Source organism: Pseudohongiella sp. SYSU M77423, assembly GCF_029911965.1.
Classification (GTDB): domain Bacteria; phylum Pseudomonadota; class Gammaproteobacteria; order Pseudomonadales; family Pseudohongiellaceae; genus Pseudohongiella.
In genome coordinates this window covers 119,370-145,221 of sequence record NZ_JARYTH010000002.1, presented here as the reverse complement: position 1 = coordinate 145,221, position 25,852 = coordinate 119,370, and the positions used below count along the sequence as shown (strand labels likewise).

The window sequence follows — 25,852 nt, the reverse complement described above, 5'->3', positions numbered from 1 at the left end:
CGTTTCAGCGGCACGATAACACAAAAAATTATTGCCATACAGTTATGTGCAACATTTTTTGTGTTTTTTACTCGCATTCTGTCGTCAAACTGATTGTTTTCTGAATCAACCAGCCAGAACTTCTGACAATTTTGCGCGAATCTTCTGAACATCATCCTGACCATTGATGCTGACGAACCGAAGCTGGTCACTCTCTTTTTCAAGAGTTTTATAAAAATCCACCAGCGGTTTTGTTTGTTCGTGATACACAGCAAGACGTTTTCGGACGGTGTCTTCCTTGTCATCGTCGCGTTGCACCAATGCTTCACCGCTCACATCATCAATGCCTTCTTTGGCTGGCGGATTGTGTTTGATGTGATAAACGCGTCCAGATTCCGGATGTACACGACGACCAGAAAGTCGTGAGACAATCTCTTCATCATCGACACGAATTTCGATCACTCGATCGATCTCGATACCCGCGTCAACCATTGCCTGCGCCTGTGGTATCGTGCGCGGAAAACCGTCAAACAGAAACCCGTTCACACAATCAGGCTTGGCGATTCGCTCTTTAACCAGTGCAATGATGATCTCATCGGTCACCAGCCCACCACTGTTCATGACACCCTCAACCTGTTTACCCAGTGGCGTGCCTTCCTTGACGGCGGCGCGCAGCATGTCACCAGTCGAAATCTGGGGGATATTCAGCTCATTCGTGATGAACTGAGCCTGCGTCCCTTTCCCCGCGCCTGGTGCGCCCAATAAAATGATTCTCATACCCTCTCCTGTTAACAAGTTACCCAATATTAATTGTTTTGACTCTTGGCTTCATTCCACCACAGATCCAATTGTTCCGGATCATAAGTACTCAGCCCACCGCCATGACTGGCAGCAGTTTTTTCAACGTACCTGAAGCGAGTCTCGAAACGTTGATTAGCCTGACGTAAAGCCCCTTCCGGATCGATCTTCAGGTGGCGCGCCAGGTTGACGCAGGTGAATAACAGATCACCCAGTTCATGTGTTTGCTGGTTTTGATCACCATTGGCAATCGCAGCCTGTAATTCAGCAGATTCTTCAGCAAGTTTTGCAGTCACACCTGACACATCAGGCCAATCAAAACCTACCGACGCCGCACGTTTTTGCAATTTGCCGGCGCGCTCAATTGCAGGCAGCGCGCGCGGCACATCATCGACGACACTGACAGTCCCTGAGCGCTGCAATGCTTCACGCTCGGCATTCTTGATCAATTCCCAGTTGTGTTCCACCTGCTCTGCTGTCAGCGGTGATGGCTGACCAAAACTTACCAGTGTTCCATCCGGAAAAATATGCGGGTGTCGATGCAGGAGCTTGGATTTGATGGCATTGGCAACATCACCAAGATCAAACAGTGATTGCTCTTCTGCGATACGGGCATAAAAAACGACCTGAAACAGCAAATCGCCCAATTCATCACAGACTTTTGCAGCTTCGCCCTGCTCCACTGCATCCACAACCTCATACACTTCTTCCAGCGTGTGGCGCGTCAATGATTCGAAAGTCTGTTTACGATCCCAGGCGCAGCCATGCTGGGGATCCCGCAGGTTCGCCATCAGCGTGACGAGCTCCATCATCGCGGCACTCTTTTTTTCAGTCATCGGCTAACTCCCAGCCGTCTGGCTTCAATAATGCTGTCCAGGTCATTCAAATGATCAAGTGCGCGGGCCAGGCTGTTGAATGATGTCAGTTCCACCTCCAGCCGCATGGATGCCGTACTATCGCGTTTGTCACTGCGAGTTGCAATCGACAGTACATAAAGCGACTCATTAGCAAGAATCGTGGTCACGTCCCGCAACAAACCAGCGCGGTCGTGCGCAATAATTTCAATCTCGGCATTGACCGGTGTCGCCTGAGCCTCACCAGTTTCCTGCACTGAACCAAACAGATCACTGGACACCAGCACGGGCTGGATCTGATGCGCCACGTCAATAACTTCATTAACGGTAATCGCACCGGTACCAACCGAAACGAACAGACCTTCCAGATTACGGCAACCCAGCCGGCGAGCTATATCTTCATACGGCGCGTCTTCAATCGCCAGTCGACGGAATTCACGTTCCAGCCAGTGTCGACCGAACTCCTCGTTTTCCTCTCGTGGACGCGCCTTGAACCACTGCACCAGTTTGGCGCGCGCACGAGGTGTATTAGCGTAACCGAGATGGGGCTTGAGCCAGTCGCGACTTGGCACGTTCAACTCGCTGCTCAGTACTTCAACACGATCGCCTGTCTGCAATCGATAATTGAGCGGCACCAGACGTTCATTAACGCGAGCACCGGAACAGTGATGCCCTACTTCTGTGTGCACATAATAAGCGAAGTCCAATGGCGTGGCACCTGCCATGAGATCCACAACATGACCTTCGGGAGTGAACACATAGATGCGATCATCTGTGCCCGCATCATTGCGCAGCTGTTCTGCCAGACCACCAACCATGCCCATTTCGTCATGCCATGCCAACACCTGGCGTAACCATTCAATCTTGCCGTCAAAACCATCGCGATAGTCAGGGTCAATAATGCCTTCCTTATACCGCCAGTGAGCGCAGACACCCAGTTCCGCATCGTCATCCATGGCGAAGGTGCGGATCTGGATTTCAAATACTTTCTGTTCAGGACCGATAACAGCCGTGTGCAGAGACTGATAGCCATTTTCCTTGGGGTTGGCGATGTAATCGTCAAACTCATTCGGGATGACGCGCCAGAGATTGTGCACAATACCCAGCGCCGCGTAGCAGTCGCGAATTTCCGGCACCAGTACACGCACTGCGCGGATATCATAGATCTGATTGAAATCCAGTTGCTTGCGCTGCATTTTGCGCCAGATACTGTAGATACTTTTTGCTCTGCCGTTGATCTCTGCATCAATACCCGCACGATTAAAATGCCGTCGCAGGGCATCGGTCACTTCAGTGATATAACGCTCGCGATCCACGCGGCGCTCATCGATCAGACTGGCAATGCCCTTGTAATTTTCTGGCTGCAGATAACGAAACGACAGGTCTTCCAGCTCCCATTTCAGCTGACCTATACCCAGCCGATGTGCCAGTGGTGCGTAAATGTCAAAAACTTCACGCGCAACGCGGCGACGTTTCTCATCTCCCGCGTTTTTTACGGCACGGATGGCACAGGTACGCTCGGCAAGTTTGATTAAGGCAACACGAACGTCGTCGACCATGGCCAGCAGCATCTTGCGAACATTTTCTACCTGATCCTGATTCTGTCCGAGAACCCGGGTCTTACTGGTATCCGTTTCGTTGATGGCCGCCATTCGCAACACACCTTCCAGCAGCGTTGCAATGGCATCCCCGAACTCTTCCCGGACCGCGTCCAGTTCCAGACGTGACTCCCGGACTGGTCGATAAAGTACCGATACGATTATCGCCTCGCTGTCGAGATGCAGCTGCGCCAGAATCTCTGCCATTTCCAGACCAGTGCGGTAGCTGCTTACGCCAGGAGACCAGGTATTCCTGGCAGCTATCGCCTGCTGCTCAACATGCCAGCTCAATTCGCAGGCCTGCCTGATTACGTCGTGCCGATCCAGACTGACATAACTCTCCAGGCGGTTTAGCCATTGCTCAAAATTGACGCTGCCGTCAGTATTGAACGAGTACTCTTCCCTCACCTGGACCATGACTTAACCTCTACCACTCGCGACTTTTTCGAATCGCGCCATGGACTCAACATGCGCTGTATGCGGAAACATATCCATGACGCCGGCATGAGTCATTCGATAACCATGTCTCAGCAGTTCAGCAGCGTCACGTGCCAGCGTCGCTGGATTACAGGACACATAAACAATCACGTCAGGGGCAAGCTCATCAATACGTGATATCACTTCAATGGCCCCGGAACGTGGCGGATCCAGAAGGAGCTTATTGCATGAACCGTCGGCCCAGCTGCCTGTCTCAAACTGTGTAAACAGGTCTGCAACGTGATACTCGACATTGTGGATATCATTGCGACGGGCATTCTCGCCGGCTCGCGTCAACATCTCTGCGCTGCCTTCCACACCCACAACGTGTGCTGCACGGCGCGCCAGCGGGAGCGTAAAATTACCAAGACCACAGAACAGTTCCAGCACCCGGTCTGAGTCTTGCAGATCAAGCAGATCAAGCGCCTGCCTGATCATGCGACGATTTATCTGCGCATTGACCTGGGTGAAGTCGCCGGGTTGAAAATGCATCGTAATATCGCCCAGTGGGTCTGGCAGGAAATATCTCAGAGGGGACGGTTCCTCCTCAGTCCAGAACCGGTGCACAGTGTCCGGACCACCCGATTGCAGATACCATTCTATATCGTGCTGCTCGCCAAATTGTCGCAAGCGGTCAAGATCGGACTCACTGAGCGGCTCCAGATGTCTTAATACCAGCGCCACCTTGAGCACCTCCGACATGTCGTCATCGGCGACGCACTGCGTCTCACCAACGGCCACTTCGATCTGGGGAATATCCCGACGTCCATCCATGCTCATCAGCAGGTCACGCAATGGCCGGATGAGATTGCCGACCGGGGCCACCAGTACCTGGCATGACTCCATATCGGCGATAAAGGAACTGGATTTTTCTCGAAAACCAACCAGCACATCGCCTTTTTTGTGGACATAGCGAACAGCCAGTCGCGCCTTGCGACGATAGGCCAGTGTGTCGGCAGACATGGCTGGCAAGTGTTGGTATTCGCTAATTCCACCACTGTGTTTCAAATGGTCAGCGAGAATCTGCTGCTTGAGTGACAGTTGGGATTCAGGTACCAGGTGCTGAAGTACACAACCACCACAGATACTGGCGAATTCACAGGGAGGCTCAGCCCGATCAGGCGCCGGCGTCAGCAGTGACTCCAAACGCAGTTCGTCATACTTGCTGCGACGATTGGTATAAACAGCCGTAACCTGTTCGCCCGGCAGCGCACCCTCTACGAAAGCAATTTTGCCTTCATTGCTGGCGACGCCGCGGCCCTCATGGCTCAGGCGGTCAATAGACAGGTTAACGGGCTCGGACGGCAGCCGCTGCCGGCCACGACGCGATCGACTCATAAAAGATCTCAGGAAAATACACCAGTAGAAAGATAGCGATCACCGCGATCGCAGATGATCGCGACGATGACAGCATTGTTGACGCGCTCGCTGACCTGCAGGGCACCGTAAACCGAACCACCTGAAGAAACGCCGCAAAAGATACCCTCTTCTTTCGCCAATGATCGCATGGTGCGCTCTGCATCCTTCTGATCAATGTCAATGATCTGATCAACACGGGCTGGCTCGAAAATGCGCGGCAGGTATTCCTGCGGCCAACGTCGAATGCCGGGAATTTTGGAACCATCTTCGGGCTGCAGGCCGACGATCCTTATATCGGGGTTTTGTTCTTTCAGGTAACGTGACACGCCCATGATGGTTCCGGTCGTTCCCATCGAGGCAACAAAATGTGTAACGCGCCCGCCGGTATCCCGCCATATCTCAGGGCCAGTTGTAAGATAATGAGCGTTGGGATTATCAGCATTGGCAAACTGGTCGAGGATCTTGCCGCGTCCTTCACGGCTCATTTTTTCAGCCAGATCGCGTGCGCCTTCCATGCCCTGCTCATCGCTGACCAGGACAAGTTCCGCACCATAGGCGGACATGGACGCCTTGCGCTCTTCTGACATGGTTTCCGGCATGACCAGAACCATTTTGTAGCCCTTGATCGCTGCCACCATTGCCAGCGCAATACCCGTGTTTCCGCTGGTTGCTTCAATCAAGGTGTCACCGGGTTTGATATCACCCCGAAGTTCGGCCTGCAGGATCATGTTGTAGGCAGGTCGGTCCTTGACTGAACCTGCTGGATTATTGCCTTCCAGTTTCAACAGAACGGTATTGGAATCATTCTTGTTCATTCGCTGCAGGCGAACCAGGGGTGTATTGCCAACCTGGGAGTCAACAGTCTGAAACTCCCGCAGCGACCCGACTTGATCAGCCGATGCGCCGGATTCGGGCCTTTTCCTGGGGTTCTGCGCTTGCGAGTCTTGTGCTTGCGACATATGTGGACCTGATTGCAACTTTGACAAACCAAAGGGGCGAATTTTACCCTTTATTGGCGCCCGACGGTAGGCGTTAAGAGACGGAGAGCCAGGGCTCGATTCAGTCAGTCTGACCGGCGAACAGACGACGACTCATCAGCGGTCGTGAACCCAACAGTGGGCCCAGCGCCTGGCGCATCAATCGTTTTGCCATGGTTCGCATCAGAGGGGTCCATGCCGGCGCCACATCCGCCTCAGGATGCTCAAGCAGATCCTGGAGTTGTAACAGTGCCTCGCCTGAAAAAGTATCGCCTTTTTTACCAAAAACAACCTCGAATCCAGCATCGGCCGTCAGACAATAGACGTTGTTTTCATCGACTGATCCCAGATCTGGCTGATAGCCCAGCTCACCCAGCACAGACCACTCAAAGCGCCTCAGGAGTGGCTCCAGCGCATCTGGCAAATCCGGCCCAGTGGTACTCCCCGGCTCTGCCACAGTGCGTGCGTTCGCGGGCTGGCTACCCACTCTCTGCAAACCCAGCAGACCAGCCTGGTAAGCGCGGTAAAGCTCTTCATGGGGCTCGTAGACCTGCAGCAGGCGCACCAGCAACTCGTTCATGTAAAGAGCACTGTAAAGATACTTTCCACTGAGGAAAAATCCGGGTGCTGCAGCTTCGACGTGATTAAGCGTCAACAACTCACCCCTGCCCCCCAGAGATACCAGCAGAGGCTGGTGCTGCTGCAGTGCAACACGCCGCCGACGTCCCCGGACACCTCTGGCCACAGCACGGACGAGACCATAGTCAAGCGTCAGCAAATCGACCAGCGCACTGGTATCGCGATAGGGCCGGGAATGAAGCAGATAGGCCGGCTGCAGATCAATACGTATCATCTGATGCTCCGGCTATCAGTGAGCTCAGTTCAGGCTCTGCAGGGCACGTTCATCGTCGGCCCAGCCAGACTTTACCTTGACCCACAGGTGCAGCATGACCTTGTGCTCAAAAGAGCGTTCCATATCGAGTCGCGCCGCCTTGCCAATGCTGCGCAGACGCTCTCCGCCCTGACCGATGATGATCTGTTTCTGACCGGGTTTGTCTACCAGAATCAAGCCATGAATATGCAGAACAGCGCCCTGTTGTTCGAAACGCTCTATTTCGACCGTCACCTCATAAGGCAACTCATCGCCCAGTTGACGGGTAATTTTCTCGCGGATCAGTTCTGATGCCAGAAAGCGTGAGCTGCGATCTGTCACCTGATCCTCCGGGAACAGAAACTCACTGTGCGGCAAATATTTCTGCGCACACTCCAGAACGGTATCCAGGTTGTGACCGTTGAGCACAGCGATAGGAATGATCTCTGCAAAATCACGCAAGGATGCGAGATGCTGGATATGCGGCAGCAGTCGCTCTCGCTGAGCAAGCTGGTCACACTTATTGATGAGCAGCAACACCGGCACTTTGACGTTCTGCAGGGCTTCCAGAACCATCGCATCTTCATCATTGAACACCAGTCGTTCCACTACAAAAAAGACAAGATCAACGTCTTTGAGCACTTCATGTACCGTGGCGTTCATCGCGCGATTAAGCGCCTTCTTGTCGGCCTTGTGCAAACCAGGCGTATCCACAAAGATGTATTGCGTGTCAGCGTCAGTTCTGACTCCGGTTATGCGATGGCGCGTAGTCTGCGGCTTACGCGAAGTAATACTGATCTTTTGTTCAAGAAGGTGATTCAACAAGGTCGATTTGCCGACATTGGGACGACCCACAATCGCCACAAATCCGCAGCGACGCGTTTCACTCGATACGGTGTCTGTCATGAGCCCTCCGACTTGTTTGACGTTTTGCCCTGTAATTGTTTCAAGGCAGCGCTCGCTGCCTGCTGTTCTGCAAGTTTGCGTGTTCGCCCGGAGCCATTGGTCGGCGAGCTCAACAAATCAATCTGGCAAGTTACATGAAAGATCTGATCATGCTCCTCACCCTCAATGTTGACAACCGAATATTGTGGCAGGGAAACTGCACGCGCCTGTGCTATCTCCTGCAATCGTGTTTTGGCATCTTTAGCATTCAGTGGGGCAAGCTTCGACAGACGACTCTGCAATAGGCCTGCCACGACATCATGACACGCAGAAAACCCGCCATCGAGAAATATTGCCCCGATCACGGCTTCTATCGCATCACACAGGATGGAGTCGCGTTGCCGGCCACCGCTCTTGCGCTCGCCCAGGCCAAGCAGCAGCGCCTCACCCAGTGACAGTTCCCTGGCCATGGCGGCGAGTGTCTGCTGATTGACCAGTCGCGAACGGAACTGACTCAGCTCACCTTCCGTTGCCTGTGGCCAGGCCAGATAAAGCAGCTGCGCGGAAACCAGCCCCAGCGCCGCGTCACCGAGAAATTCAAGTCTTTGGTTATGAGGAGTAGCTGCACTGCGATGGGTCAGCGCAAGAACCAGCAGGTCTTCGTCGGCAAAGGTATAACGCAGACTCGCCTGGAGCCTGCGCAGCACAGCGTCATCAATCATCGGCGTGTAATCTGGCTCAGTTGATGAATTGGTTACGACTGAATGTTGGCAGATTTAAACCGGGCTCTTTGTGCATCCAGACGGCAAACGCTTTGCCAACAATATTTTCCTCAGGCACCGGCCCCCAGACACGGCTGTCGGCGCTGTTATCGCGATTGTCACCCATCATGAAGTAATGGCCTGCCGGGACAACCCAGCTGGTGCGCGAACTGCTTCTGAAATCGTTGGCAATAATCTGTGCCTGATGACTGGACTCGCCAAGGCGTTCGTTAAACAGCAAACCTTCCTGCATACTGGCCCCGGTATCGATCTCAATATTGCCAACCAGATCGATGTCCACCGCTTCACCATTGATTCGGAGCACCTTGTTCTCGTATTCAATGGTATCGCCCGGAAGACCTATCACGCGCTTGATGAAATAACGGCGTTGATGCGGCGGAAAAAATACCATGACCTCACCACGCTGCGGTTCATTATTGGACATGATTTTGGTGCCGACCACAGGCAGACGCAAGCCATAATGATATTTGTTCACCAGAATGAAGTCGCCAACTTCCAGTGTCGGAATCATCGAGCCGGATGGAATCTGAAAAGGCTCAACCACGAATGAACGCAACAGCAAAACGATTACCAGTACCGGAAAGAAAGATTTTGCGTACTCGACAACAACGGGCTCTTCTTCCTTGCCTGCCTGTTTGCGCCCTTTAGCCAGCAGCAACCTGTCCAGCAACCAGATAAAACCACAAATCGCAACCAGTACAACCAGGACCAGGGAAAAATCAATATCCATCAACTATCCACCTTGAGCACTGCCAGGAACGCTTCTTGGGGGACTTCCACGTTCCCCACCTGTTTCATTCGTTTTTTACCAGCTTTCTGCTTTTCAAGCAGCTTCTTTTTGCGCGTCACGTCACCACCATAACATTTGGCTGTGACATTCTTGCGCAGCGCCTTGACGGTTGAACGGGCCACAATCTGGCCACCGATCGCTGCCTGAATAGCCACATCAAACATCTGGCGCGGAATCAGCTCTTTCATTTTTTCCACCAGGATGCGACCTTTGAAGTGCGCCTGATCACGGTGCACAATCAGGGCCAGCGCATCGACGCGATCACCGTTGATCAATACATCAAGTCGGACCAGGCTTGCCGTCTGAAAGCGAATGAAATGGTAGTCCAGCGACGCGTAACCGCGACTGGCGGACTTCAGTTTGTCAAAAAAGTCCATTACTACTTCCGCCATTGGCAACTCATAGCTTAAGGAAACCTGCTGGCCGATGAACTGCATATCGCGTTGCACACCACGCCGGGCAACACAAAGGTTTATGATGTTGCCGACGTGTTCCTGCGGTACCAGGATACTTGCCAGTACGATGGGCTCTCGCGTCTCGATTATCGAGGCGGTTGGTGGCAATGAGGACGGGCTCTCGACGCGCACAACCTCATTGTTGCGCATCACCACTTCATAAACCACGGTTGGCGCCGTCGTAATCAGATTGATATCGTACTCACGCTCCAGACGCTCCTGCACAATTTCCATGTGCAGCATGCCCAGAAAACCACACCGGAAACCAAAACCCAGCGCATCAGAACTTTCCGGCTCGTAGAACAGCGACGCATCGTTCAGCGTCAACTTTTCCAGCGCGTCCCGAAAATCCTCAAAATCATCCGCAGACACCGGATAAAGCCCGGCGTATACCTGTGGTTGAATACGACGAAAACCAGACAGCGGTTTCACATCGGCGGTTGAGGCCAGCGTAATCGTGTCACCGACTGGCGCGCCCTTGATGTCCTTGATACCGGCAATGATGTAACCCACTTCACCCGCCTGCAGCAGATCAAGATCGTGTCGTTTGGGATCAAAATAACCTACGTGGTCGACCAGATGGGCCTTGCCAATACTCTTGGCGATAATCTTGTCGCCCTTTTTCAGTGTGCCCTGCTTGACGCGCACCAGCGAGACGACACCCAGATAATTGTCGAACCAGGAGTCGATGATCAGTGCCTGCAGTGGCGCATCACGGTCGCCTCGCGGTGGCGGCACCAGACGCACCAGTTCTTCCAGAACATCCTGGATACCCATGCCAGTTTTGGCACTGCAGGGCACAGCCTGGGACGCGTCAATACCGATAATTTCCTCAATCTCCATGCGAACCTTGTCGGGCTCAGCCTGGGGAAGATCCATCTTGTTGAGGACGGGAATAACTTCCAGACCCTGCTCGATAGCGGTATAGCAGGTGGCAACAGACTGCGCTTCTACCCCCTGCCCGGCATCAACCACCAGCAAAGCACCTTCACAGGCCGCCAGTGATCGTGAAACCTCGTAAGAGAAGTCGACATGTCCAGGGGTATCGATGAAGTTAAGCTGATAGCGTTCGCCATCCCGAGCCTGATAGAACAGCGTGACACTCTGAGCCTTGATGGTGATACCCCGTTCGCGCTCGATATCCAGCGAATCCAGCACCTGCTCGGCCATTTCCCTGTCGGTCAGTCCGCCACAGAACTGTATGAAGCGATCAGCCAGCGTTGATTTGCCGTGATCAATATGGGCGATAATGGAAAAATTGCGAATGCGGTTTAAATCTGTCACTTAGGAGGTACACCAATAAATCGGAAGGCGCCAAGTCTACATGATCCGGCGCCTACTGTCAGGGAATTTCGGGGAAATGCAAGGGATTCCGGGCTGCGCCGGACGCTCAGCGCAGCTCCAGCACCAGGGTAGTGCCACGGCCATTACGTACCACGCGAATCGGCACATAGCCAGTTGCAGGCAGCGACTCGACGACCGCGTCAAAGTCTGCAACCGACTCGATACGCTGGTGATTCAGTGCCACGATTACGTCGCCGCTGGCCAGGCCTGCCGCCCGGGCCGGACCATCGCGCAGCTGATCAATGACAACGCCACCTCTCGACAATTCAGGTACATCCTGCGCGAGCTCCGGATCCAGGGACTCCACAGTCAGCGCCAGAGAGTTACCCTGGGCTGCCGGCCGTGGTACGCCAGCTGTCATGGTATCGCCGCCTGGCAGCGCTCCGACAACCACGTCCAACGTCTGTCGCTGTCCGTCCCGCATGATCGTCAATGTGGCTTCTGTTCCCGGCCGCACCTGACCTACATAAAACGGCAATTGTGAAGACTCTTCAATAGCAATACCGTTAAATGCCAGTACGATGTCATTGGTCTGCACACCCGCCTGCTCTGCGGGACTGCCAGGCTGAACTTCATCAACAAAAGCGCCGCTTGGTCTATCCATATTGAAGGCCTGCGCGAGGGCATGGTCAACGTCCTTAATCATGACGCCCAGCAAACCACGGGACACGCTGCCACTCTCCCGCAGCTGCTCAACGACGTTGAGAGCCATATTGCTGGGAATGGCAAATGAAATTCCGTTTGAACCGCCCGTGCTGCTGAGGATCTGCGAGTTGATACCTATCACCTCTCCAGCCAGGTTAAACAGAGGACCGCCGGAGTTGCCCTGGTTGATGGCCACATCGGTCTGTATGAAAGATACATAGTTTGCAGGGCCGCGAGAGGGCACGTTACGGGACTTGGCGCTGACAATGCCCGCTGCTGCTGAAAATTCCAGCCCGAAGGGTGAACCAATGGCCAATACCCACTCACCTACCCTGACCTGTTCAGAGTCGCCAAACACCACAGAGTGCAGATCAGTGGCGTCAACCTTGATCAAGGCGACATCTGACAATTCATCGCTTCCGATCACATCAGCAATATACTCGCGTCTGTCGGTCATCGTCACAGTGATGCGATCTGCATTGGCGACAACATGGTGATTGGTAATGATGTAGCCATCTTCACTGATAATGAAACCGGAACCCACGCCACCGCGCGGGCGCATATCCGGCAGATCCGGTATATCAGGAATCTCTCCCTCGGGCTGCAACTGCCGCAGCAGTTCTTCCAGGTCATTCTGCCGCGAGCCATCGCGCACAGGCACCTGCTGACGGGTGGTGATATTGACGATGGCGGGCGAGTTCTGCTCAACCAGACTGGCGAAATCCGGCAGACCATTCTGGGCCTGGGCTGAGCCGGTGAGCAGCATGACAAACAGTACTGTCAGCCATGTATTGCTGAACCGTCTGACTGTAACCCGGGCAAACTCCGGTAAACCCATCGCTCTGGCTGCCAACATGCTCTCTCCCAACTGCTTGATTCGATGCTCTAACATACCCTGATGCGGCTCTGTCTTCAATCCCGTGACAGAGCTGTGCTGTGCAGCACATGGAGTCACATGACATAAAAAAAGCCCGGCACCCTCACGGGTCCGGGCTGTGCAGTACACTCTTGCTCTCTACTTGCTACGCTTCCTTACGGTCCAAACGGTCTAAACGGTTCAACTTTCAATTCTCAATCAATCCCGTCGTCCATTATCGGCATGCCTGCTACATGCCTGTCGCATTCCCTTACGGCTGCTGAATCTGCTGTGAAGAATCCACTGGTACCAGCTCACGGTCAGACACCGGGCGCAGCATCGGGGACTCCCGCAAAATGCTGAACGGTGCCGACTCCGAATCCACACGGGCCGGGATGTTCACGCTTTGAATGTACTCATTGAGACGCTGCTGCGCTTCCGCATCAACAGCGATCTGTCGTATCTCTACTGCGTTACTGCCAGACTCGGTCTGCTCGCTGGCGAGCGGCACGGCACCCGATGTTGATATGGAATCGCCTGGCTGCAACATTGATTGCATACCCACAAAAGCTGCCACGGCTACAGAGGCAGCGACGGCCAGCCGCGCCATACCCCGGCGCCAATGATTATTTCTGCCTTCTGCGCCAACCGCTGAGGTGGCCTCAGGCAATGACGGCTGCTGTTCCTCCGTGACAGCCTGCATCACGCGCGCATGCAGCGACAGGCTGTTGTCTGAGGGCAGCAAGGGATGCTGGACTGGCTCACCGGAGAGCACGGCTCGGGTCAGATTGAATCGTTCCCAGCGGGCCAACAGCTCAGGTTCGGCATCGAGCCTCGCCAACAGGCGGCGTAGTTCAAAATCGCTCAACTCGTCGTCCATGAGAGCCGACAGCGCTTCATTATCCAGCTCGTCTTGTGTTTTCTGCGAATCCGGGTGACTCTGGCTGTCCTGCTTCATGCAATACATACCTCTGCTTTACTTGTCTTACCGGTTTATCCGGTTTCAGTGCTTTGACTATGCTGTTCGGGCTAAGTTCCCATACCTGGCTCAATTCTGACAAAAAAATGGCAGTTGCCAAGTTCAGAAAAGCTAAAGGGCCAGCGGTCAGGGTTTCATCAGCTCCTGAATTCGTTTATCTATCGCCTCGCGAGCCCTGAATATGCGCGATCGGACTGTGCCAACCGGGCAATCCATCACTTCCGTTATATCCTCGTAACTCAAACCGGAAAATTCGCGCAGGCTGAACGCAGTTTTGAGTTCTTCAGGCAGTTCCTCGATTGCCTGGTAGATGACGCGCCGCAAGTCTTCCCGCTCCAGGTTGGCCTCAGGACTCTCCAGCTCTCTCAGTGTGCTGGTATCGTCTACCTGCTGCGCGTCTTCCATATCCACATCAGTACTGGGAGGTCTTCGACCACGGGAAACCAGATGATTTTTTGCCGTGTTGACAGCTATACGGTAAAGCCAGGTGTAAAACGCACTATCACCCCGGAAACTGGGCAAAGCCCGGTAGGCCTTCAGGAAAGCTTCCTGAGCGACATCCTCTGCCTCATGCGGATCTTTGACAAACCTGCCTATCAGGCCAAGCACCTTGTGCTGATAGCGGGTAACCAGCAATGAGAAAGCCCGGTCGTCATTTTGCAGAACCCGCTCAACCAGCTGGTTGTCAGTCACTTGATTCGTCATACTTCCCTTATGTGCCTCAACTTTTGCTTCCATCATCAAGCAAAAAGACAATGACCACCACTATTTGCAAAAGTTCTGAGAGTCTATAGAATTCTTCGACCTTGCACCACAGCAGAAGGCTGACACGACTTTGCACGATTACGACGTTCTTATCATTGGCAGTGGTGCTGCAGGGCTCAGCCTGGCGCTCAAGACCGCGAATTTTGCACGCATCGCCGTGCTCAGCAAAGGCTCGTTGAACCAGGGTGCCACATTCTGGGCTCAGGGTGGCATTGCTGCGGTACTGGACGAAAATGACAGTATCGATGCACATATTGCCGACACACTGGATGCTGGCGGCGGACTGTGTAACGAAGCAATGGTCAGACACATTGTCGAGCACAGCCAGGAAGCCATCCAATGGCTGGTTGAGCAGGGTGTCCCATTTACAGTTCTGCCGCGAGAAGAAGCTGGCACCGGTGCCGCCTCACAGCCGCTGAATCGTGACAACCTCAAACCTCTTCACCTCACTCAGGAAGGTGGGCACAGTCATCGCCGCATCATTCACGCCACAGACGCCACTGGTCGGGCCGTCTTTGAAACTCTGCGTCAGCAGGCTTTGCAGACACCGGCGATTGAGCTGTTTGAGAACCGGGTAGCAGTCGATCTTATCACCCGTCAGAAGCTTGGCCTGCCAGGCAAAGGCTGCGTCGGGGCCTACGTTCATAACAATGAAACGGGCCAGGTGGAAGTGTTTCGCGCCCGTTTTGTAATTCTGGCAAGTGGCGGTGCCAGTAAAGCCTATCTTTACACAACCAATCCGGAAAGCGCGACCGGTGACGGCATCGCCATGGCATGGCGGGCAGGTTGTCGCGTCGCAAACATGGAGTTCAATCAGTTCCATCCGACCTGCCTGTATCACCCTCATGCCCGCTCCTTCCTCATCACTGAGGCGTTACGGGGCGAAGGTGCCACGTTGGAGCTTCCCGACGGCTCGCGTTTCATGCCCGGATTTGATGCCCGCGCTGAACTCGCACCACGCGATATTGTCGCCCGTGCTATCGACCATGAAATGAAGCGTCTGGGCTGCGATTGCGTTTATCTGAATATCTCCCACAAACCTGCCGCATTCATCAAGGAACACTTCCCGACGATCTATGCACGTTGCATGGAATACGGCATCGATATCACCAGGGATCGCATCCCGGTGGTTCCCGCTGCGCACTACACCTGCGGTGGCGTGGTGGTGGACAAACTCGGGCGGACCGATATCGACAATCTGTATGCCATCGGTGAGACCAGCTGCACAGGCCTGCACGGCGCCAATCGCATGGCCAGCAATTCCCTGCTGGAGTGTTTTGTGCTGGCTTTTGGTGCGGCCGAGCATATCCGCAGCCACTTCGACACGATTGAGCCGCTGCCCGAAAGAATCCCGGCGTGGGATGAAAGCCGCGTGACCCAGTCGCAGGAAGAAGTTGTCGTGGCACACAACTGGGACGAGCTGCGCAGGGTCATGTGGGATTATGTCGGTATCGTGCGCAGCGATCAGCGCCTGTTGCGTGCCCAGCGACGAATACAGATACTTGAACACGAAATTTCCTATCACTACCGACACTACGTGGTCAGTCGCGACCTGCTGGAGCTGCGCAATCTGGTTCTGGTGTCACGCCTGATTGTGGAGTCGGCGCTGCTGCGGAAAGAGAGCCGTGGCCTGCATTACACTCTGGATTACCCCGAGCTACTGCCAGAGGCCATCGACACCATCCTCGCGCCTCAGGAATCCTGACGTTTTGTCTGCACCGACGCCATGATCAGTAGCCGCAGGCGTCGTTGTGCGGACGCGCACCCTGGCCATGGCCACATTCGCAGGGTATACGTGCGGCCGTCCACCCCCCGCAACACCAATGCCTGGATACCAGCAGAGAGATAGGCAGAGACCGGCGAGGCGTGGAGCCGGCGCCCATCACGAAGTGACAGTTCCCACAGCCCGTTGTGCAGGCTGCAGGACATCACCTGAATGACCCGATGCCAGCGATACCAGTTCAGCGATATCAACATGATACCCACCAGAATCAGCATTTTTGCCCAGACACTGGCCCCACTGAATAAAATTGCCGCTGCTGACAGGCAAACCAGTGAAACGCCAAGCACTCGATCAATAATCAGCTGGTCAGCGACCTGCTCCCATTCATGATGCAGGAGTGAGCGTTGCATCCCGGTCAGTGCGGCCTGGCAACACCGGAAGCTGCAAATTCGCGAATTCGCACTACCAGTGCCTGCAAATGCGGGTCGGGATGCACTGCCCGCTCTACCAGACAGGCAAACAGGTCCTGGTCCTCCTCGGCCAGAAGCCGCTCGTAGAGTAAATGATCCTGCTCCCCCAGCGTGGGCAGACATTTTTCTGCGAACGGAAGTAAAAGAATGTCCAGCTCCCACATACCGCGACGGCTATGCCAGAGCAACTTCTTGTATGCAATATCTGATACCATGTGGCCACCTGAAAAATTGGTACCTCAATTTTAACCGAATTCGGCAGACTTTGCCGTTAAGCTGCTCCAGATCACCATGAAGAATCTATCAAGCTGTCACGCCAGCCGAAGTGAAGACTTTGACCTTATCCGCGTCAGCGGACCTGATGCTGAACGATTTCTGCAGGGACAACTAAGCTGCGATCTGCGCCGCACCACAGCAGACCAAAGTGTCCGCGGCACACTCTGCAATCTTAAAGGTCGGGTAATCAGTGACCTGCGAGTGATCCGGCAGGAAGACGCTGACAACGTCGTTGAACTTTATCTGCTGACCCGGGCAGGCATGGCTGAGATCATCCTGAATACGCTGTCGAAGTATCAGGTATTTTTTAAGGTTCAACTGACAAGAGTCACTGAAACGCATGAACTGGTTCAGCTGATTGCTGACGACCTTGATCAGCTTCAATCACTCATCGAATCCGAACTTCCCTCAGCCCCGGATCAGATCACCACCGGACCTGGTCATGTCATCATCCGATTGCCTGACCTGGATCCAGCTCCGACCCGCTTCGAAATCCTGCTGAAACGAGAAACCGACCAGGATAGCGCCGACAAGGCGCCATTTATCATCGACCTCTTAGAGTCGGCATGCCAGCCTTTAGATCAAAACACATGGCTGTGTCACGACATCAGGAATGGCATCGTGCATATTCGCCCCGGACAGCAGGAACTGTTCACACCGCAGCTGCTGAACTACGACCTCAATGGTGCCGTCGATTTCAAAAAAGGCTGCTACACGGGTCAGGAAGTTGTGGCACGGATGCACTACAGGGCCGAAGCAAAAAAACGACTTGGAAAAGTTACCCTGCCAGCAGAAACGCCATTCTCTGATTTGGGGCTGGACGAAGATAAAGACCTGCTAGTCAGTGCCAGCCGTCCGGATGGACGGCGTGACTATCTGTTGATAGCCAGCACTGACCCTGGTAGGCGTGACAGCAGAATTAACCTTTTTACCGAAACTGAGGCTTCTCTGAGCAGCTAAGCTGGGCAGTTCATCAGGCCAGACTTCCATTTGACGGTGCCATACCCTTCCAGACAAAGTGCCGACCCGAATCAACAACGCCAGCCAATTCGGGCTGGCATTGTCAGTGTCAGATTGCCCAGCCGTCCTGGCGAACCTTAGACATCTTCCCGGCGCTGATTGACGGCCTGAGGCTCTCCACCACCGGAAGCCCCGTGGGCATTGTCGTCACGGTCAAGTCCGGAGCTGTTCACATCGGTCTTTCCAGCATACTTGCGCTGCAGGCTGCCGAGCATTTGCGCAACTGCCTGCGGCGAACTGGTATTTTTAGCCAGAAGGTCATAAACCACAGGCACGATGAACAGCGTCATCAACGTGGTCATCAGTACACCCGAGAATATTACCGTGCCCAGCAGAACACGGCTTTCAGAACCGGCACCAGTCGACAGAATCAGCGGCAAAGCGCCCATCAGTGTTGAAATGGCAGTCATCAGCACCGGCCGCAGACGCATGTCGCAGGCAGTAACCAGCGCCTCACGGAAAGGCTTGCCTTCATCACGCAGCTGGTTCGCAAACTCAACAATCAGAATGCCATTCTTACTGGCAATACCAACCAGAATGATCAGTCCGATATTGGTGTAAATATTGAGCGTGCCATCTGTCAGCAGCAATCCAATCAAGGCGCCAAATATTGCCAGCGGAACTGTGGTCATGATCACAAGCGGATGCACAAAACTCTCAAACTGCGCCGCCAGAACCAGAAACACAACCAGCAATGACATGGCGAAGATCAGAGCGAGACCACCACTGGCTTCTTTAAGTTCCAGTGATTCCCCTTTGTAGTCAATCTGGGCATAGTCAGGCAATTCGGTGAGTACCAGGTTCTCGAGGAAAGCCAGCGCTTCATCCAGACTCACACCCGGCTGCAGCCCCGCCGACAAAGTAATTGCCCTGACCCTGTTGTAACGATTCAGAGAGTTCGCTGCAGAGGTATTCTCTACACTGATCAGGTTGGACATGGGTATCAGCTGTCCTGTACCTTCAGAGCGAACGTAAATATTCGTCAGGTCGTCCGGGGATGCCCGCTGCGTTTCTTCCGCCTGGAGTATAACGTCATACTCCTCACCGGCATCAATGAATGTGGTGACGCGGCTTTCGTTCATCATGGCCTGCAGCGTGCGCCCGATCGCCTGAATCGACACACCAAGATCAGCAGCGCGAACTTTATCCACGGTGATGGTCAGGCTTGGACGAGTCTCTTCGTAATCCGACGTCATACGGGTAAACATACCGCTGGCTTCGCCACGCTGAATCAGCATGTCACGCCACTGCGCCAGTTCTTCATAGCTGCGTCCACCAATGACAAACTGGACTGGCTGGCCACCACCACCGCGCACCAGCCCCGAACGCATGAACATCATGGTTTCCAGGCCAGGAATGGATCGCCATTCGGTCATGAGCTCGCTCATGATGTCGGTCGTCGGTTTGGGACGCTCAGCCCAATCGGGCAAAGCGATGATACTCATGCCGCTGTTAACGCCACCGCCACCGCCCCATCCCGGCAGCATTGTGACAACACTACTGACTTCGCCACGTTCCAGATACGGTAACAGAGTGTCCTGAATGGCGTTGGTCTTGTCCTGCATATAGGACATGCTGGCACCTTCAGGCCCGGCCATGCGCACCATCATCACGCCCTGGTCTTCCTGCGGTGCAAACTCACTGGGCACCTGCTGCCACAGGAAATAGACCGCAATCCCTATGAGCACCAGACTGGCGGCGACTGCGTAACGAAGCCGCAGACACACTTCCAGCGCATTGTGATAACCGCGTTGCAGCCAACGGAAGAAGCGATCCACCTGACGGGTCAGGAAGCTTTCGTGAGCGTGCGTGTTCAATAGCTTGGAGGCCATCATCGGCGTCAAAGACAGTGCCAGCACAGTGGAGAAAATAACCGCGCCGCCCACTGTTATTGCCAGTTCATAAAACAGAATGCCCATGTTGCCGTCCATGAAAACAACCGGGACGAACACAGCAATCAGCACGGCTGTGGTGGCAATCACTGCAAACGCCACCTGCCTGGAACCATTAAAGGCCGCCAGCAATGGTGGCTCTCCTGCTTCGACCCGACGCTGGATATTCTCAAGCACCACAATCGAATCATCGACAATCAAGCCAACACAGAGCACCATGGCGAGCAATGTGATCAGATTGATAGTCAGGCCGAACGCCAGCAGTACCATGAACGCCGCCAGCAGGCAGACCGGAATGGTCACCGCAGGAATCAGCATGCTGCGCACAGAGCCCAGAAACATATAGATAACCAGGCTGACCAGCACCACAGTCATGAAGATAGTGGAGTACACCGAACTAATCGCGTTCTCGATAAATTCGGCGTCGCTGTTCGACAGCACCAGCGACATATGATCTGGCAAGGTCGCGTTGATGCGCTCGATCAGCGCCGTGGCCTCACGCAGCACCGTCAGGCTGTTGGCATTTGACTGTTTGACCAGGCCAAGACCCACTGCGTCAGTGCCATTGCCCTGAAAGATTGACCGCGTGCTGGCAGCGCCCAATTCAACTCGGGCTACTTCACCAAGCGTTACCTGATGGCCGTCTGCACCCCTGGCGATGACGAGCCGGGCAAAGTCTTCCGGCGTCTGGTAAACGCGATCCACTCGAACGGTGAACTCACGATCAATGGAATCAACCCGCCCTGCCGGCAGTTCCAGATTCTGTCTGCGCAGCGCCGATTCAACATCGGTTACCGTCAGACCACGCGCGGCGAGTTTTACCCGGTCGAGCCACACACGCATGGCATAACCGCCGGTACCCCGCACACTGACGTTGGCAACACCATCGATTACAGCAAACTGATCAACGATGAAGCGTTCAGCATAATCATTGAGCTCCAGAAAGCTCATCTGCGTGCTGGTCAGATTGAAAAAGGCAATCGGTCGACCGTCTGCGTCGGCCTTGGCAATCTGTGGAGGCTCTACATCCTCAGGCAAAGCCCGGGTAATGCGGGAAATCTTGTCGCGAATATCATTGGCAGCCTGATCGATGTCGCGTCCGACTTCAAACTCCACTGAGACGCGGGAACTGCCGTCACTGCTTGAGGAGTTGATAGACGTGACCCCTTCCACACCATTGATCTGATCTTCGATTAATTGGGTGATCTGCTGCTCGACTATCTCTGCCGATGCGCCGGGGTAACTGGTGCTGACTGACACTACCGGTGGACTGGTGTCGGGATACTCCCGCAGCGGCAGTTCCATAAATGAAATAATGCCGAACGCAACCAGCAGCAGGCTGATTACAGTGGCGAATACGGGGCGTTTGACTGATACATCAGACAATACCATGGCCTGTCCCTCAAAACGTAATGATCAGCCCGAATCAGGATTGTTCGCTGGAAGCGGCCGCTGTGCTGTTGTCTGGCGCAGCGGCACTGCTGGTATTACTGGTAGTGGCCGGCAGAATGTTCAGGATTCTTACCCGCTGATTGGGACGTACCTGCGCAACCCCCTCGGCAACTACACGTTGCCCCGGCACGAGGCCTGACAACACTTCAACCACACCCGGACGACGCGCGCCCAGTTGCACTTCGACGCGGCGAGCCAGTTCTTCCTCATCCACAACATAGACATACTGTCGCCCCTGCGCTGGAACCACCGACTGCTCCGGAATCACGATTGTTTCGCGCTCGTTGAGCATGAGCCCCACTGTCAGCAGCATACCCGGTCGCAAGGCGCCATCAGGATTGTCTATGACTGCTCGCACGGGAACGGATCGGGTCACCACATCAATACGTGAGCCAATCACCTCCACATCACCAACAAAGGTTCTGTTTGGATAAACGATGCTGTTGGCGGTAACTTCTAGCCCTGATTCCAGTTGCGCGAGGAAAGACTCTGATACATTGAAGTCCAGTTTGATCGTGGAAATGTCGTCCAGTGTCGTGATCTCAGTGTTTGGCGTCACCATGGCGCCTTCACTGATATTGCGAAAGCCCAGAACACCACTGAAGGGAGCAACGATGACGCGATCACGCATATTGGCGACGACCCCTTCCAGACGCGCCTGAGCTGTTTCCACCTGACTCAGCGCATTATCCAGATCCAGTCGTGACACCAGATTGTCGCTGCTCAGCTGCTCCATGCGGTCGCGCTGACGTCGTGCATCGTCAAGTGCAGTCTGCGCCTCGGACAGTCGCGCTGTCTCCGCTGAATTAGTCAGCTCTACCAGAACATCTCCGCGTTCAACAAAATCGCCGTCTTCAAAATAAATGCCGGTCACAATGTCAGAGACTTTGGGAGTAATGCTCAATGATTCATTGGCCTGAGCTGTACCGACAGATTCTACCTGGTCAACAAATACGCCAGTCTCGACGATTGCAACCGTTACCGATGGCGCAGCCATGCCACCTGGGCCGCCGGGACCACGCCCCATACCGGGCGGACCACCAGCAGCGGGATCAGACTGTAGCTTTACGTATACGCCATAACTCAGCGCAGACACCGCCAGCAGGAAAAAAATCAGCAGGGGATGACGGGTTACAAATTGCAAGTGAGTACTCCTCGACCCGAATCGGTCACACATGACAGCGGACAACATCATTACGGCAAGTACAGACTGATGGATCAGCCACTCTTCAAAACCTGCGTAGAATGTTGTAAAGCCATAAACCACGCAAGAGTCAATAGTGACAAAGTGTTACCAACTGGCAGTCTTGCGGCTAATAGCAAGTATCGTACGATAAAGCGGGTAAGAAAATTGTGAAAAAACCTAGGAGCTGCAGGACAGCATCGAGCAGCCCGCCCGGGTTCGCGCCCAGTCAGGGCGCTTGCGAGCATAGAGTTCGTCCACATCTTGCTGGTAGGTATAGGGTTGCTGCAGCGCATTCAGCAATGAGTCAAACTCCTGCCAGCTGCCCTCTTCCGCAGCATCTATGGCCTGCTGCGCCAAAAAATTTCTGAGCACATAGCGCGGGTTGTGCTGTCGCATCAGTTCAAGCCGATCAGGATCATCCAACTTGCCGGCAACAGCCTGATACTCAGTCTCGAACTGCTGATAAAGGGGAATATTGTCTGGCTCCACAGTACCGCTGTAGCAGGCCGTTGCGACATATTCATGCAGTGGCTGCGTGCCGGCACCCTTTCTATAGGCTGCCAGTGACTGATAGAACAGCGTCATGTCCGTTTCCTGAGCCAGCAGCAGATTTTCCAGCAGCGTCAAGACAGGCGATTCTGTCAGCAGGTCGGGATCTACCCCGAGCTTGTTGGCCATCATTTGCTGGTAGGCAAGATCGCAGTTTGTTGCCAGTGCGTTGACTCGCTGCTGTAAGGCCTCTGCGTCTTCGATCAGTGGAAAAATGGCATTGGCCAGTTGATACAGATTCCAGCGTGCGATGGTCAATTGATTGCCAAAGCGATAGCGACGTTGACCTTCGTCAGTTGTGTTAGGTGTCCAGGTCGGATCGTAATTGTCCTGCCAGCCATACGGTCCATAATCGATAGTCAGTCCTGAAATGGACATATTGTCGGTATTCAGCACACCATGAACAAATCCCACTCGCATCCAGTGCACTACCGTATTGATGGTCCGTTGGCATACCCTGTCATACCAGTCCAGGTAAGCATTGATGCGCAACTCAGGTGAGGAGTCTGTGGACAGATTCTGAGCCAGGTCAGGATGCTGTGTATCAATCACAAAGTGAACCAGCTTCTTTAGCAGCGCATGATCGCCACGCGCCGATGGCAGCTCAAAATGCCCGAAACGGATAAAATCAGCGGCCACCCGACAAACAATGGCACCTGGCTCTTGCCTGGGGTTACCATCGTAAAACATGTCCCTGACAACGCTCTCTCCGGTCGTGACCAGGCTCAATGCCCGCGTGGTCGGCACACCCAGGGCATGCATCGCTTCACTGCACAAATACTCACGTATCGACGAACGCAGCACTGCCCGCCCGTCAGCATGACGTGAATATGGCGTGCGCCCGGCACCCTTTAATTGCAGGGTCCAGGCCTGCCGGTCTGGCGCGAGAATTTCTCCCAGATTGATCACGCGTCCATCACCGAGCTGTCCTGCCCAGTTGCCAAACTGATGGCCGCCATAACAGGCAGCGTAAGGCTGCATGCCTTTCAAAAGTCGATTGCCGGAGAACACTTCGGCACGATCTGCCACCTCAAGCGATAGCCCCATCTGGTCCGCCAGTGAGTGATTCCAGGCGCGCATGACTGGCGCAGCTACAGGCTCTGCTTTAGCTGGCGACCAGGCAGCCTGAAACACCTGGCGCGGTCTGTGACTGTCCTCGGCCGATGCACCCGATTCGCCAGGCAGCATGGTGGTATAACGATTGATAAACTGACTCACAGGCGACTCACATTACCAGTCGATTGATTCCACGCGCTCTATCAGCATGGCGTTGGCGGTGCCACCACCCTCGCAGATCACAACCAGTCCAAAGCGTGCCTCGCGGCGCTCCAGCTCATGCAGAAGCGTGGTGGTCAATTTGGCACCCGTGGCACCCAGCGGGTGGCCCAGCGCCTGGGCACCACCGTTCACATTGAGACGCCGCAGGTCAGCCCCTACAGCCTTGGCCCAGGCCAGCGGCACCGAGCCAAATGCCTCATTGACTTCATAAAGATCAATATCATCAATCGTCAGATCTGCGCGCTCCAGCAGTTTTTCGGTCGCGGGTATTGGCCCTTCCAGCATGATTTCGGGGTCAGAACCCACTGTCGCGAGTGTATGTATACGCGCACGGACAGGCAGATTGTAGCGCTCGACCGCGCGTCGACTGGCCACCAGCACAGCCGCAGCCCCGTCGCTTATCTGGCTGGCCGTCCCTGCTGTAATCAGGCCACCCGGACGCAGGGGTTGCAGCCCGGACATCGCATCCAGGCTGGCATCGTAGCGAATCCCTTCATCCACAGTATGAGTTTCTATATCGCCGGCTTCCGTCGTCACTTCAACAGGCACAATTTCGCGATGGAAGTAACCGTTGCGCGTGGCGTGAGCGGCGCGCTGGTGACTCAGCACACCAAACTTGTCCAGCTCCAGCCGGCTCAGGTGATATTTATTGCCCAGCAGCTCAGCACCGGTAAACTGGCTGAACTCGATACCGGGGTATAGTTCGTCAATCCGCTCGCCGCGGGGAACGCCGCGACCATTCGCGATTCCGTCGCTGATATTACTGCCGATAGGAATCAGACTCATGCACTCTACACCGCCGCAGATCACCAGATCCTGTGTTTGCGACATGACAGCCTGAGCGCCAAACTGGATAGCCTGCAGCGATGAGCCACACTGTCGGTCCACTGTCACGCCTGGAACAGAGATATCCAGCCTTGACGCCAGGACAACGTTGCGCGCAAGGTTGCCAGCCTGGGCACCGATCTGGCTGACACAACCAAAAATAACATCATCAATCACATCCGCTGAGACAGCGCTGCGGTCCAGCAGCTCATCAACGACGGCCGCGCCAAGATCTACCGGATGAATATTCCGCAGGCGACCATTGCGCCGACCACACGCAGTCCTGACCGCGCCTACAATATAGGCTTCACTCATGACATTCCCCTTATATGATATGTCCCATCCAGCGACCCGCCAGCACCACTCCCGCCCATAGCAGAAGTGAAAGTGCGCCACTCCAGCGCGGGGGCAATCGACCTACCAGTACCATATTGATTCCGGCACACAGCATCAAGCCCACCTTCCACTGGAATGCAGGGTTTAGCACGTGCGCACTGGCACGCGTGATAAACAGGCCCAGGCCGGTGATAACAGCCACAATGAATGCTGACCAGACCCAGGGCAGGAAATCCTGTCCCAGAGTCCTGACCGTGTAGTCACGGGCAGTAAGGCCCAGCAAACGCAGGTCCAGCATCAGCAGCCCGCCAAGCATCAATGCCATACTCAGCACGTGTAGTGAGTTCAGCAGCGGAAACCACCAGGTCGCGCCGATATGCTGTGACAGCGGCCAGTACTCGATCTGAAGCCAGAATTCACTATGCAGCATC

The 25,852-nt window shown here is 54.6% G+C and carries 22 protein-coding genes; 2 read left to right on the top strand and 20 right to left on the bottom strand.

What is annotated here, in order from left to right; genetic code table 11:
* Nucleotides 1–105 precede the first annotated feature (105 nt).
* The 13 genes from adk to rpoE all read right to left on the bottom strand — a co-directional run bounded on the left by adk (nucleotide 106) and on the right by rpoE (nucleotide 14,354).
* Nucleotides 106–756, bottom strand: a complete 651-nt coding sequence (gene adk / locus QGM61_RS04485) for an adenylate kinase (RefSeq protein WP_237134188.1) — start codon at nucleotides 754–756, stop codon at nucleotides 106–108.
* A 29-nt stretch (nucleotides 757–785) separates the two neighbouring features.
* Nucleotides 786–1,613, bottom strand: a complete 828-nt coding sequence (gene mazG / locus QGM61_RS04480) for a nucleoside triphosphate pyrophosphohydrolase (protein ID WP_281132140.1) — start codon at nucleotides 1,611–1,613, stop codon at nucleotides 786–788.
* Entirely contained in the window at nucleotides 1,610–3,646 is a 2,037-nt protein-coding gene (locus QGM61_RS04475) for a RelA/SpoT family protein (RefSeq protein ID WP_281132139.1), read from the bottom strand. Before QGM61_RS04475 ends, mazG begins: the two co-directional genes overlap by 4 nt.
* A 3-nt stretch (nucleotides 3,647–3,649) precedes the next feature.
* Nucleotides 3,650–5,044: a 23S rRNA (uracil(1939)-C(5))-methyltransferase RlmD gene (gene rlmD / locus QGM61_RS04470; RefSeq protein ID WP_281132138.1), complete on the bottom strand. Its 1,395-nt coding sequence runs from the start codon at nucleotides 5,042–5,044 to the stop codon at nucleotides 3,650–3,652.
* Between the two features lie 8 nt (nucleotides 5,045–5,052).
* Nucleotides 5,053–6,024, bottom strand: coding sequence for a cysteine synthase CysM (gene cysM, locus QGM61_RS04465; protein WP_272907275.1), 972 nt, complete (start codon nucleotides 6,022–6,024; stop codon nucleotides 5,053–5,055).
* A 100-nt stretch (nucleotides 6,025–6,124) separates the two neighbouring features.
* Nucleotides 6,125–6,895, bottom strand: a complete 771-nt coding sequence (gene recO / locus QGM61_RS04460; RefSeq protein ID WP_281132137.1) for a DNA repair protein RecO — start codon at nucleotides 6,893–6,895, stop codon at nucleotides 6,125–6,127.
* 24 nt (nucleotides 6,896–6,919) lie between these two features.
* Nucleotides 6,920–7,819, bottom strand: a complete 900-nt coding sequence (gene era / locus QGM61_RS04455; RefSeq protein WP_237134193.1) for a GTPase Era — start codon at nucleotides 7,817–7,819, stop codon at nucleotides 6,920–6,922.
* Complete coding sequence (gene rnc, locus QGM61_RS04450) at nucleotides 7,816–8,520, bottom strand: ribonuclease III (protein WP_237134194.1); 705 nt, start codon at nucleotides 8,518–8,520, stop codon at nucleotides 7,816–7,818. Before rnc ends, era begins: the two co-directional genes overlap by 4 nt.
* 16 nt (nucleotides 8,521–8,536) lie before the next feature.
* A complete protein-coding gene (lepB, locus tag QGM61_RS04445; RefSeq protein ID WP_237134195.1) occupies nucleotides 8,537–9,310 on the bottom strand; it encodes a signal peptidase I in 774 nt (257 codons plus the stop codon).
* Entirely contained in the window at nucleotides 9,310–11,109 is a 1,800-nt protein-coding gene (gene lepA / locus QGM61_RS04440) for a translation elongation factor 4 (RefSeq protein WP_281132136.1), read from the bottom strand. The genes lepB and lepA overlap by 1 nt, the downstream gene beginning before the upstream one ends.
* Nucleotides 11,110–11,215: 106 nt before the next feature.
* On the bottom strand, nucleotides 11,216–12,706 hold the full coding sequence (locus QGM61_RS04435) for a Do family serine endopeptidase (protein ID WP_237134197.1): 1,491 nt from the start codon (nucleotides 12,704–12,706) through the stop codon (nucleotides 11,216–11,218).
* 235 nt (nucleotides 12,707–12,941) lie between these two features.
* A complete protein-coding gene (locus tag QGM61_RS04430; RefSeq protein WP_237134198.1) occupies nucleotides 12,942–13,628 on the bottom strand; it encodes a sigma-E factor negative regulatory protein in 687 nt (228 codons plus the stop codon).
* Nucleotides 13,629–13,775: 147 nt separating this feature from the next.
* Complete coding sequence (rpoE, locus tag QGM61_RS04425) at nucleotides 13,776–14,354, bottom strand: RNA polymerase sigma factor RpoE (protein ID WP_237134199.1); 579 nt, start codon at nucleotides 14,352–14,354, stop codon at nucleotides 13,776–13,778.
* Between the two features lie 130 nt (nucleotides 14,355–14,484).
* Between rpoE and nadB the strand changes: the two genes are divergently transcribed.
* Nucleotides 14,485–16,119, top strand: coding sequence for an L-aspartate oxidase (nadB, locus tag QGM61_RS04420; protein WP_237134200.1), 1,635 nt, complete (start codon nucleotides 14,485–14,487; stop codon nucleotides 16,117–16,119).
* On the opposite strand, the gene QGM61_RS04415 is transcribed toward nadB, so the two are convergent.
* Together QGM61_RS04415 and QGM61_RS04410 are read right to left on the bottom strand one after the other, a co-directional pair.
* Nucleotides 16,107–16,547, bottom strand: a complete 441-nt coding sequence (locus QGM61_RS04415; protein WP_237134201.1) for a hypothetical protein — start codon at nucleotides 16,545–16,547, stop codon at nucleotides 16,107–16,109. The genes nadB and QGM61_RS04415 overlap by 13 nt on opposite strands.
* Nucleotides 16,548–16,552: 5 nt before the next feature.
* The gene (locus QGM61_RS04410; RefSeq protein ID WP_237134202.1) at nucleotides 16,553–16,822 is read right to left on the bottom strand and encodes a succinate dehydrogenase assembly factor 2; all 270 of its coding nucleotides are present in this window, start codon (nucleotides 16,820–16,822) and stop codon (nucleotides 16,553–16,555) included.
* 76 nt (nucleotides 16,823–16,898) lie between these two features.
* On the opposite strand from QGM61_RS04410, the gene QGM61_RS04405 reads away from it, so the two are divergent.
* Nucleotides 16,899–17,843, top strand: coding sequence for a YgfZ/GcvT domain-containing protein (locus QGM61_RS04405; RefSeq protein WP_281132135.1), 945 nt, complete (start codon nucleotides 16,899–16,901; stop codon nucleotides 17,841–17,843).
* A 137-nt stretch (nucleotides 17,844–17,980) separates the two neighbouring features.
* Here the strand turns inward: QGM61_RS04405 and QGM61_RS04400 are convergent, their stop codons facing one another.
* The 5 genes from QGM61_RS04400 to QGM61_RS04380 all read right to left on the bottom strand — a co-directional run bounded on the left by QGM61_RS04400 (nucleotide 17,981) and on the right by QGM61_RS04380 (nucleotide 25,851).
* On the bottom strand, nucleotides 17,981–21,187 hold the full coding sequence (locus QGM61_RS04400) for an efflux RND transporter permease subunit (protein WP_237134204.1): 3,207 nt from the start codon (nucleotides 21,185–21,187) through the stop codon (nucleotides 17,981–17,983).
* 34 nt (nucleotides 21,188–21,221) lie between these two features.
* Nucleotides 21,222–22,391 (bottom strand): efflux RND transporter periplasmic adaptor subunit, encoded by a 1,170-nt coding sequence (locus QGM61_RS04395; protein WP_281132134.1) that lies wholly within the window; start codon nucleotides 22,389–22,391, stop codon nucleotides 21,222–21,224.
* 219 nt (nucleotides 22,392–22,610) lie between these two features.
* Complete coding sequence (locus tag QGM61_RS04390) at nucleotides 22,611–24,200, bottom strand: protein adenylyltransferase SelO (RefSeq protein WP_281132133.1); 1,590 nt, start codon at nucleotides 24,198–24,200, stop codon at nucleotides 22,611–22,613.
* A gap of 12 nt (nucleotides 24,201–24,212) precedes the next feature.
* Complete coding sequence (locus QGM61_RS04385) at nucleotides 24,213–25,400, bottom strand: acetyl-CoA C-acyltransferase (RefSeq protein WP_237134207.1); 1,188 nt, start codon at nucleotides 25,398–25,400, stop codon at nucleotides 24,213–24,215.
* Between the two features lie 10 nt (nucleotides 25,401–25,410).
* The gene (locus QGM61_RS04380) at nucleotides 25,411–25,851 is read right to left on the bottom strand and encodes a hypothetical protein (RefSeq protein ID WP_237134208.1); all 441 of its coding nucleotides are present in this window, start codon (nucleotides 25,849–25,851) and stop codon (nucleotides 25,411–25,413) included.
* Between the last annotated feature and the right edge of the window lies 1 nt (nucleotide 25,852).

Bases quoted from the DNA above. Each gene is read 5' to 3' on its own strand.
- recO (WP_281132137.1), bottom strand. From the start codon at position 6,895: ATGATACGTATTGATCTGCAGCCGGCCTATCTGCTTCATTCCCGGCCC.
- adk (WP_237134188.1), bottom strand. From the start codon at position 756: ATGAGAATCATTTTATTGGGCGCACCAGGCGCGGGGAAAGGGACGCAG.
- era (WP_237134193.1), bottom strand. From the start codon at position 7,819: ATGACAGACACCGTATCGAGTGAAACGCGTCGCTGCGGATTTGTGGCG.
- QGM61_RS04430 (WP_237134198.1), bottom strand. From the start codon at position 13,628: ATGAAGCAGGACAGCCAGAGTCACCCGGATTCGCAGAAAACACAAGAC.
- QGM61_RS04380 (WP_237134208.1), bottom strand. From the start codon at position 25,851: ATGCTGCATAGTGAATTCTGGCTTCAGATCGAGTACTGGCCGCTGTCA.
- QGM61_RS04435 (WP_237134197.1), bottom strand. From the start codon at position 12,706: ATGTTAGAGCATCGAATCAAGCAGTTGGGAGAGAGCATGTTGGCAGCC.
- rnc (WP_237134194.1), bottom strand. From the start codon at position 8,520: ATGATTGATGACGCTGTGCTGCGCAGGCTCCAGGCGAGTCTGCGTTAT.
- lepB (WP_237134195.1), bottom strand. From the start codon at position 9,310: ATGGATATTGATTTTTCCCTGGTCCTGGTTGTACTGGTTGCGATTTGT.
- rpoE (WP_237134199.1), bottom strand. From the start codon at position 14,354: ATGACGAATCAAGTGACTGACAACCAGCTGGTTGAGCGGGTTCTGCAA.
- QGM61_RS04475 (WP_281132139.1), bottom strand. From the start codon at position 3,646: ATGGTCCAGGTGAGGGAAGAGTACTCGTTCAATACTGACGGCAGCGTC.
- QGM61_RS04410 (WP_237134202.1), bottom strand. From the start codon at position 16,822: ATGGTATCAGATATTGCATACAAGAAGTTGCTCTGGCATAGCCGTCGC.
- QGM61_RS04385 (WP_237134207.1), bottom strand. From the start codon at position 25,400: ATGAGTGAAGCCTATATTGTAGGCGCGGTCAGGACTGCGTGTGGTCGG.
- QGM61_RS04415 (WP_237134201.1), bottom strand. From the start codon at position 16,547: ATGCAACGCTCACTCCTGCATCATGAATGGGAGCAGGTCGCTGACCAG.
- cysM (WP_272907275.1), bottom strand. From the start codon at position 6,024: ATGTCGCAAGCACAAGACTCGCAAGCGCAGAACCCCAGGAAAAGGCCC.
- QGM61_RS04400 (WP_237134204.1), bottom strand. From the start codon at position 21,187: ATGGTATTGTCTGATGTATCAGTCAAACGCCCCGTATTCGCCACTGTA.
- mazG (WP_281132140.1), bottom strand. From the start codon at position 1,613: ATGACTGAAAAAAAGAGTGCCGCGATGATGGAGCTCGTCACGCTGATG.
- rlmD (WP_281132138.1), bottom strand. From the start codon at position 5,044: ATGAGTCGATCGCGTCGTGGCCGGCAGCGGCTGCCGTCCGAGCCCGTT.
- QGM61_RS04405 (WP_281132135.1), top strand. From the start codon at position 16,899: ATGAAGAATCTATCAAGCTGTCACGCCAGCCGAAGTGAAGACTTTGAC.